The following is a 7,951-nucleotide window of genomic DNA, read 5'->3' on the forward strand; positions in this document are numbered from 1 at the left end:
CGTTTCGCTTCACGGCCCGAATCCTACGCAACGTAGTGATCGAGGTTCGTTCGACTCCGGTACCACGGTGGTTGGAATCACCGGGACCCCGGTTTGCGGGCCCCGGACGAAATACGTAACGTGGGCGTTGTGAAAAAGGCGGCGGAGGTATCCGCGCACCGGTCGGCGGCCGTTCCGGTCGCCGGTCAACGCGCGTCCGCCGGCCTCGGCGCCGACCTCTCCACCCGTGACCGGGTGACCCAGCTGTTGCTGGAGCGGGGAGCGACCACCGCCGCGCAGCTCGGATCGGCGCTCGGGCTCAGCCCGGCCGCGATCCGCCGGCACCTCGACGCGATGCTTGCGGACGGTGACGTGCTCGCTCAGGAGCAGGCGGTCCGCGGCCACCGGGGTCGGGGTCGCCCCGCGAAGGTCTTCGTGTTGACCGAGGCCGCCCGGGTCCGCTGCGGCACCCACCACTACGACAACATGGCCACCGCCGCGCTGCGCTGGATCGCCCGCGACGGCGGCTCCCAGGCGGTGGAGGCGTTCGCCGCCGAGCAGGTCTCCGCGCTGGAGGCCCGCTGCCGGGCGGCCATGGAGGACGCCGGCGACGATCCGCTCGCCAGGGCGGAGGCGCTCGCGGGCGCGCTGACCGCCGAGGGCTACGCTGCGAGCGCATCCGTGATCGCCTCCGGCGGCCAGCTCTGCCAGCACCACTGCCCGGTGGCGCACGTGGCCGCCGAGTTTCCCCAGTTGTGCGAGGCCGAGACCGAAGTGATCTCGCGTCTGGTCGGCACCCACGTGCAGCGCCTGGCCACCATCGCGCACGGCGACGGGGTGTGCACCACGCACATCCCGACCCAGCCCGGCCGTGCGCAGTCCGGAAATACCGTCACCACTGTGAGGACAGATAGATGACCGAGCAGATCGTCCAGCCCCTGACCCAGGAGGAGCAGCTCGCCGCCCTCGGTCGCTACGAGTACGGCTGGTCCGACCCTGACGTCGCCGGGGCGTCCGCCCAGCGCGGCCTCAACGAGGCGGTGGTGCGGGACATCTCGGCCAAGAAGAACGAGCCGGCCTGGATGCTCGATCTGCGGCTGAAGGGCCTGCGGCTGTTCGAGCGCAAGCCGATGCCGGCCTGGGGCGCCGACCTCACCGGAATCGACTTCGACAACATCAAGTACTTCGTCCGGTCGACGGAGAAGCAGGCCGCCAGCTGGGAGGACCTGCCCGAGGACATCAAGAACACCTACGACCGGCTGGGTATCCCCGAGGCGGAGAAGCAGCGCCTGGTCGCCGGTGTCGCGGCGCAGTACGAGTCCGAGGTCGTCTACCACAAGATCCGTGAGGACCTCGAGGAGCAGGGTGTCATCTTCCTCGACACCGACACGGCGCTGCGCGAGCACGAGGACCTGTTCAAGGAGTACTTCGGCACGGTGATCCCGGTCGGCGACAACAAGTTCGCCGCGCTGAACACCTCCGTCTGGTCCGGTGGCTCGTTCATCTACGTGCCGAAGGGCGTGCACGTGGAGATCCCGCTGCAGGCCTACTTCCGGATCAACACGGAGAACATGGGCCAGTTCGAGCGGACGCTGATCATCGTCGACGAGGGCGCGTACGTGCACTACGTCGAGGGCTGCACCGCGCCGCTCTACTCCTCCGACTCGCTGCACAGCGCGGTCGTCGAGATCATCGTCAAGAAGAACGCCCGGTGCCGCTACACGACCATCCAGAACTGGTCGAACAACGTCTACAACCTGGTGACGAAGCGCGCCGTCTGCCAGGAGGGCGCCACCATGGAGTGGGTCGACGGCAACATCGGCTCCAAGGTCACCATGAAGTACCCGGCGGTCTACATGCTCGGCGAGCACGCCAAGGGCGAGGTGCTCTCGGTCGCGATGGCCGGCGAGGGCCAGCACCAGGACGCCGGCGCCAAGATGGTGCACGGCGCGCCGCACACCAGCAGCACCATCGTCTCCAAGTCGATCGCCCGGGGCGGCGGCCGCACCTCGTACCGGGGTCTGGTCCAGGTGCTGGAGGGCTCGACCAACAGCAAGAGCACGGTCAAGTGCGACGCGCTGCTGGTCGACACCATCTCCCGCTCGGACACCTACCCGTACGTCGACATCCGCGAGGACGACGTCGCGATGGGGCACGAGGCGACCGTCTCCAAGGTCAGCGAGGACCAGCTCTTCTACCTGATGAGCCGGGGCCTCTCCGAGGACGAGGCGATGGCGATGATCGTGCGTGGCTTCATCGAGCCGATCGCCAAGGAGCTCCCGATGGAGTACGCGCTGGAGCTCAACCGCCTGATCGAGCTCCAGATGGAGGGCGCGGTCGGCTGACCCGCCCGGCGCTCTCGCGGACCCGACCCGTCGGGTCGGGGCTCGCGAACCCCGACCGACCCTCCGATTAGTCGCTGAACAGACCAAGGAAGAGATGACTACCCAGGCTTCCGCGCCGCCGACCACCAAGTCGCAGGCGCTGCGCTCGTACGACGTCGCCGACTTCCCGGCCCTGACGGGCCAGGAGGAGGAGTGGCGGTTCACCCCGCTCAAGCGCCTGCGCGGCTTGGTGGGCCAGGTGCCGGCCGCCACCGGCTCGATCCGGCACGAGTACGGCGACCTGCCCGCCGGCGTGACGATCGACCGGATCGCGAAGGACGACCCGCGGGTGGGCGGCGTGCTCACCCCGTTCGACCGGATCAGCGCGCTCGCGTACGGCGGCGCCGGTGACGCGCTGCTGATCCAGGTCGCGCGGGAGGCCGTCGTCGAGGCGCCGGTGACCGTACGGGTGTCCGGCGGCGGCGCGGACGGCCTGGCCTTCGGGCACACCGTCGTCGAGGTGGGCCGGTTCGCCGAGGTGACCCTGGTGCTGGAGCACGTCGGCTCGGCGACGCTGGCCGACAACGTCGAGGTGACCGTGGCCGACGGGGCGAAGCTGACCCTCGTCACGGTCGCCGACTGGGCCGAGGACGCCGTCCAGGCGCAGCACCTGAAGGTGAAGCTGGGCCGCGACGCGAAGGTCGTGCACGTCCAGGTGAGCCTCGGCGGTGACCTGGTCCGGCAGTACACCAGCGTCGAGTACACCGACCGGGGCGGCGAGGCCGAGCTCTACGGCGTCTACTTCGCCGACTCGGGCCAGCACCTGGAGCACCGGCAGCTGGTCGACCACTCGGTGCCGGACTGCCGCAGCTACGTCGGTTACCGGGGCGCCCTGCAGGGGCGGAGTGCGCACACCGTCTGGGTGGGCGACGTGCTGATCCAGGCCGAGGCGACCGGTACCGACACGTACGAGATCAACCGTAACCTGCTGCTCACCGAGGGCGCCCGCGCCGACTCCGTGCCGAACCTGGAGATCGAGACCGGCGAGATCGCCGGCGCCGGCCACGCGAGCGCGACCGGCCGCTTCGACGACGAGCAGCTCTTCTACCTGATGGCGCGGGGCATCCCGGAGGGGGAGGCCCGCCGGTTGGTGGTGCGCGGCTTCTTCGCCGAGCTGATCAACAAGATCCCGGTCGAGGAGCTGCGTGAGCGGCTCGGCGCGGCGATCGAGGAGCGGCTCGCCAAGGCGGGCGCCTGATGATCCGGATCTGTTCCACGGAGGACGTGCCGAAGGGCACCGCGATCAGCGCGGACGTCGACGGCACCCAGCTGGCCGTGGTGCACGGCGAGGACGGCGCCTTCTACGCCGTCTACGACGAGTGCTCGCACGCCTCGGTCGCCCTCTCCGAGGGGGAGGTCGAGGGCTGCACGCTGGAGTGCTGGCTGCACGGGTCCCGTTTCGACCTGCGCACCGGCGAGCCGACCGGGCTGCCCGCCACCGAACCCGTTCCCGTCTACCCCGTCGAAGTCCGCGACGGCGACATCTACGTCAGCCTCACGCCGAGCAATGGAGTGACCCGATAATGAGCACCCTGGAGATTCGCGACCTGAAGGTGTCGGTCAAGCTGCCCGAGGGTGAGCTCAAGCCGATCCTGGCCGGTGTCGACCTGACCGTCCGCTCCGGTGAGACGCACGCCATCATGGGCCCCAACGGCTCCGGCAAGTCGACCCTCGCGTACTCGATCGCGGGCCACCCGAAGTACGAGATCACCGGCGGCTCGGTGACCCTCGACGGCGAGGACGTGCTGGCCATGTCCGTCGACGAGCGGGCCCGCGCCGGCCTCTTCCTCGCCATGCAGTACCCGGTCGAGGTGCCCGGCGTGTCGGTGGCTAACTTCCTGCGCACCGCCAAGACCGCCATCGACGGGGAGGCGCCGAAGCTGCGCAACTGGGGTGGCGAGCTGCGCGGGGCGATGGAGCGGCTGCAGATGGACCCGGCGTTCGCCCAGCGCAACGTCAACGAGGGCTTCTCCGGCGGTGAGAAGAAGCGGCACGAGATCGTGCAGCTGGAGCTGCTCAAGCCGAAGATGGCCATCCTCGACGAGACCGACTCGGGCCTCGACGTCGACGCGCTGCGTGTGGTCAGCGAGGGTGTCAACCGGGTCCGCGACACCGGTGACACGGGCCTGCTGCTGATCACCCACTACACCCGGATCCTGCGCTACATCAAGCCGGACTTCGTGCACGTCTTCGTCGCCGGCCGGATCGTCGAGCAGGGCGGCCCGGAGCTGGCCGAGAAGCTCGAGGAAGAGGGCTACGAGCGGTACGTCGCCGGGGCCGGTTCGGCTCGGGCCTGATCATGAGGGACGCGGAGATGACCACGATCGCGATCCCGCCGGGGATGCCGCAGTACGACGACGTGCCGCGTTACGACGTGGCGAGGGTGCGCGCCGACTTCCCGATCCTGGACCGGGAGGTCAACGGGCACCGGCTGGTCTATCTCGACAGCGCCAACACCTCGCACAAGCCGCGTCAGGTGCTCGACGTGCTCGCGGAGCACTACGCGCGGCACAACGCGAACGTGTCCCGCTCGGTGCACACCCTGGGCACCGAGGCCACCGAGGCGTACGAGGGCGCCCGGGCGAAGGTCGCCGCGTTCATCAACGCGCCGAGCCCGGACGAGGTGGTCTTCACCAAGAACTCCACCGAGGCGATCAACATCGTGGCGTACGCGTTCTCCAACGCGTCCCTGCGACCGGACGCCGACCCCCGGTTCCGCCTCGGGCCCGGCGACGAGGTGGTCATCTCCGAGATGGAGCACCACTCGAACATCGTCCCGTGGCAGTTGCTCTGCGAGCGCACCGGCGCGACCCTGCGCTGGTTCCCGGTCACCGACCAGGGGCGGCTCGACGAGTCGGGCCTGGACGACCTGGTCACCGAGCGGACGAAGATCGTCTCGCTGGTGCACACGTCGAACATCCTCGGCACGGTGAACGCCACCTCGCGGATCACCCGGCGGGTCCGCGAGGTGGGGGCGCTGCTGTTGCTCGACTGCTCGCAGTCGGTGCCGCACCTGCCGATGGACGTGGTCGACTACGACGCGGACTTCATCGTGTTCACCGGGCACAAGATGTGCGCTCCGACCGGGATCGGAGTGCTCTGGGGGCGCTCCGAGCTGCTGGCGGCCATGCCGCCGGTCTTCGGCGGCGGCTCGATGATCGAGACGGTGGCGATGTCCGGCTCCACGTTCGCCGCGCCGCCGGCCCGGTTCGAGGCGGGCACCCCGCCGATCGCGGAGGCCGTCGCGCTCGGCGCCGCGGTGGACTACCTCACCGGCGTCGGGATGCGGGCCATCCAGTGGCACGAGAAGGAGTTGACGGCGTACGCCCTCGACGCCCTCGCCACGGTGCCCGGTTTGCGGATCTTCGGGCCGACCGTGCCGGTGGGGCGGGGCGGCACCATCTCGTTCGCGCTCGGTGACGTGCACCCGCACGACGTGGGCCAGGTCCTCGACTCGCTGGGCGTGCAGGTGCGGGTGGGTCATCACTGCGCCCGGCCGGTCTGCACCCGCTTCGGGGTGCCGGCCACGACGCGGGCCTCGTTCTACCTCTACACCACCACCGAGGAGATCGACGCTCTGGTGGCGGGTCTGGAGCAGGTGCGGAAGGTGTTCAGCTGATGCAGCTCGACCAGCTCTACCAGGAGATCATCCTGGACCACTACAAGCACCCGCACGGGCGTGGGCTGCGCGACGCCGAGGGCGGGGCGAACACCGCCGAGGCGCATCACGTGAACCCGACCTGCGGGGACGAGGTCACCGTGCGGGTGGCGACCGACGGCAGTGTGCTCACGGACATCTCGTACGACGGCATGGGCTGCTCGATCAGCCAGGCGTCGGCGAGCGTGCTGCACGAGTTGTTGAGCGGTCGGCGCGCCGGGGAAGCTTTCGAGGTCCACGAGGCGTTCGTCGAGTTGATGTCCGGGCGTGGCCAGGTCACGCCGGACGAGGACGTGCTCGGTGACGGGGTGGCGTTCGCGGGCGTGGCCCGCTACCCCGCCCGGGTGAAGTGCGCGCTGTTGCCGTGGATGGCGTTCAAGGACGCCGCGGCACGCGCCGGGGTGGGCGTGAGCCCGGAGGTGAAGGCATGAGCGACGAAACCACCACCGCCGCGACGCCGGCGACCGGCGGCGGCAAGGCCGCCGTCGCCGACATCGAAGAGGCGATGAAGGACGTCGTCGACCCGGAGCTCGGTATCAACGTGGTCGACCTCGGCCTGGTGTACGGGGTGCACGTCGACGACGAGAACGTGGTCACCCTCGACATGACGCTCACGTCGGCGGCCTGCCCGCTGACCGACGTCATCGAGGACCAGGCGCGGCAGGCGCTGACCACCGGCCCGGGCGGCGGCCTGGTCAACGACATCCGGATCAACTGGGTCTGGCTGCCGCCGTGGGGGCCCGACAAGATCACCGACGAGGGACGCGACCAGCTCCGCTCGCTCGGCTTCAACGTCTGAGTGATCCCGTACGTCGGGCGCGGCACCCCAGCGGGTACCGCGCCCGACGTGTCTCCAGCGTCCGTTCGCCACGGTCGCCGTCTCACGGTGCGGGCGCTGCCCCGGGTGACGGCCGCCCGACTCTGTTCGGGTGCGGGGCCCTGGTTCGGCGCGGATGGGGGGGGCCGGCCACGCTCGCCACCCGGATGGACCCGCCGGAGCGGCGGCGGAGTGTGCTGCCGCCGCCGGCTCGGCCGGCCGGCGGGATCGGGGCCGGGTGAAATCGGTCGCGGGCACGGGCCGCCATGGCCCAGGATGACGGCGTGATCGAGACGTACCGGATGAAGCCCGTTCCTGTCGCCGTGGCCGTCAGCGCCCGCCGACAGCAGCGGGCCCGCGGTCGCGTCACGACCCGCCGCCGGCCGTCATGATCGAGGCGTTCCTCGCTGGCCTGGTCGCCGGTTACGGCGTCGCCATTCCGGTCGGCGCGATCGCCGTGCTGATCCTGGGGTTGACCGCCCGTACCTCGTTCCGGGTCGGCGCCGCGGCGGCCCTCGGTGTGGCGACCGCCGACGGTCTCTACGCGGCGGTCGCGGCGCTCGGCGGCGCCGCCCTGGCCGCGGCGGTCGCGCCGGTCGCCGGTCCGTTGCGTGCGGTGGCCGCGCTCGTGCTGCTGGCCATCGCCGGCCTCACCGCCTGGCGGGCGTTGCGCCCCCGGCCGGCGGTCGGCCCGAGCGGTGGTGGCCGAGGGCTGGAGAGTCCGGGGCGGGCCTTCGCCGGTGTGCTCGCGTTGACGCTGCTGAACCCGGCGACCGTCGTCTACTTCGCGGCACTGGTGCTGGGTCGCGGCGATGCCGCCGACCCGGATCCGTGGGTGGCGGCGCTCTTCGTGCTGGGCGCGTTCGTCGCGTCGGCGAGTTGGCAGCTGCTGATCGCAGGGGGCGGCACCCTTGTCGGCCGGGCGCTCGCCGGGCCCCGTGGCCGTCTGCTGACTGCGCTCGCGTCCAGCGCCATCATCTCCGCGCTGGCCCTGACCACCCTCCTCGCCACCTGACCGGCAACCGCCCCGCCGGGTCGATCACGTTCGGCCGGTACGCCGCCCCGGGCACCGTCGACCTCATGGTCGACGCGGGTCGGCGGGGTGACCGCGCT

At 70.8% G+C, this 7,951-nt stretch carries 9 protein-coding genes; all 9 read left to right on the forward strand.

Annotated features, from left to right (window positions below; genetic code table 11):
• Positions 1-129: 129 nt before the first annotated feature.
• The gene (locus E1211_RS15600) at positions 130-897 is read left to right on the forward strand and encodes a metalloregulator ArsR/SmtB family transcription factor (RefSeq protein ID WP_132349665.1); all 768 of its coding nucleotides are present in this window, start codon (positions 130-132) and stop codon (positions 895-897) included.
• A complete protein-coding gene (gene sufB, locus E1211_RS15605; RefSeq protein WP_132349667.1) occupies positions 894-2,324 on the forward strand; it encodes a Fe-S cluster assembly protein SufB in 1,431 nt (476 codons plus the stop codon). The genes E1211_RS15600 and sufB overlap by 4 nt, the downstream gene beginning before the upstream one ends.
• A gap of 94 nt (positions 2,325-2,418) precedes the next feature.
• Positions 2,419-3,561, forward strand: a complete 1,143-nt coding sequence (sufD, locus tag E1211_RS15610; protein WP_132349669.1) for a Fe-S cluster assembly protein SufD — start codon at positions 2,419-2,421, stop codon at positions 3,559-3,561.
• Complete coding sequence (locus tag E1211_RS15615; RefSeq protein WP_132349671.1) at positions 3,561-3,887, forward strand: non-heme iron oxygenase ferredoxin subunit; 327 nt, start codon at positions 3,561-3,563, stop codon at positions 3,885-3,887. The genes sufD and E1211_RS15615 overlap by 1 nt, the downstream gene beginning before the upstream one ends.
• The gene (sufC, locus tag E1211_RS15620) at positions 3,887-4,660 is read left to right on the forward strand and encodes a Fe-S cluster assembly ATPase SufC (RefSeq protein ID WP_132349673.1); all 774 of its coding nucleotides are present in this window, start codon (positions 3,887-3,889) and stop codon (positions 4,658-4,660) included. The genes E1211_RS15615 and sufC overlap by 1 nt, the downstream gene beginning before the upstream one ends.
• A 17-nt stretch (positions 4,661-4,677) precedes the next feature.
• The gene (locus E1211_RS15625) at positions 4,678-5,982 is read left to right on the forward strand and encodes a cysteine desulfurase (RefSeq protein WP_132349675.1); all 1,305 of its coding nucleotides are present in this window, start codon (positions 4,678-4,680) and stop codon (positions 5,980-5,982) included.
• A complete protein-coding gene (sufU, locus tag E1211_RS15630; protein WP_132349677.1) occupies positions 5,982-6,452 on the forward strand; it encodes a Fe-S cluster assembly sulfur transfer protein SufU in 471 nt (156 codons plus the stop codon). Before E1211_RS15625 ends, sufU begins: the two co-directional genes overlap by 1 nt.
• The gene (locus E1211_RS15635) at positions 6,449-6,820 is read left to right on the forward strand and encodes a metal-sulfur cluster assembly factor (protein ID WP_132349679.1); all 372 of its coding nucleotides are present in this window, start codon (positions 6,449-6,451) and stop codon (positions 6,818-6,820) included. Before sufU ends, E1211_RS15635 begins: the two co-directional genes overlap by 4 nt.
• A gap of 406 nt (positions 6,821-7,226) precedes the next feature.
• A complete protein-coding gene (locus E1211_RS15640; RefSeq protein ID WP_132349680.1) occupies positions 7,227-7,853 on the forward strand; it encodes a LysE family transporter in 627 nt (208 codons plus the stop codon).
• Positions 7,854-7,951 lie beyond the last annotated feature (98 nt).

Source organism: Micromonospora sp. 15K316 (assembly GCF_004348525.1).
In the GTDB taxonomy this organism is placed as follows: Bacteria; Actinomycetota; Actinomycetes; order Mycobacteriales; family Micromonosporaceae; genus Micromonospora.

What these genes read in the sequence shown, in the direction of transcription:
- sufB (WP_132349667.1), top strand. Translation starts at nt 894, where the DNA reads ATGACCGAGCAGATCGTCCAGCCCCTGACCCAGGAGGAGCAGCTCGCC.
- sufD (WP_132349669.1), top strand. Translation starts at nt 2,419, where the DNA reads ATGACTACCCAGGCTTCCGCGCCGCCGACCACCAAGTCGCAGGCGCTG.
- E1211_RS15615 (WP_132349671.1), top strand. Translation starts at nt 3,561, where the DNA reads ATGATCCGGATCTGTTCCACGGAGGACGTGCCGAAGGGCACCGCGATC.
- sufC (WP_132349673.1), top strand. Translation starts at nt 3,887, where the DNA reads ATGAGCACCCTGGAGATTCGCGACCTGAAGGTGTCGGTCAAGCTGCCC.
- E1211_RS15625 (WP_132349675.1), top strand. Translation starts at nt 4,678, where the DNA reads ATGACCACGATCGCGATCCCGCCGGGGATGCCGCAGTACGACGACGTG.
- sufU (WP_132349677.1), top strand. Translation starts at nt 5,982, where the DNA reads ATGCAGCTCGACCAGCTCTACCAGGAGATCATCCTGGACCACTACAAG.
- E1211_RS15635 (WP_132349679.1), top strand. Translation starts at nt 6,449, where the DNA reads ATGAGCGACGAAACCACCACCGCCGCGACGCCGGCGACCGGCGGCGGC.
- E1211_RS15640 (WP_132349680.1), top strand. Translation starts at nt 7,227, where the DNA reads ATGATCGAGGCGTTCCTCGCTGGCCTGGTCGCCGGTTACGGCGTCGCC.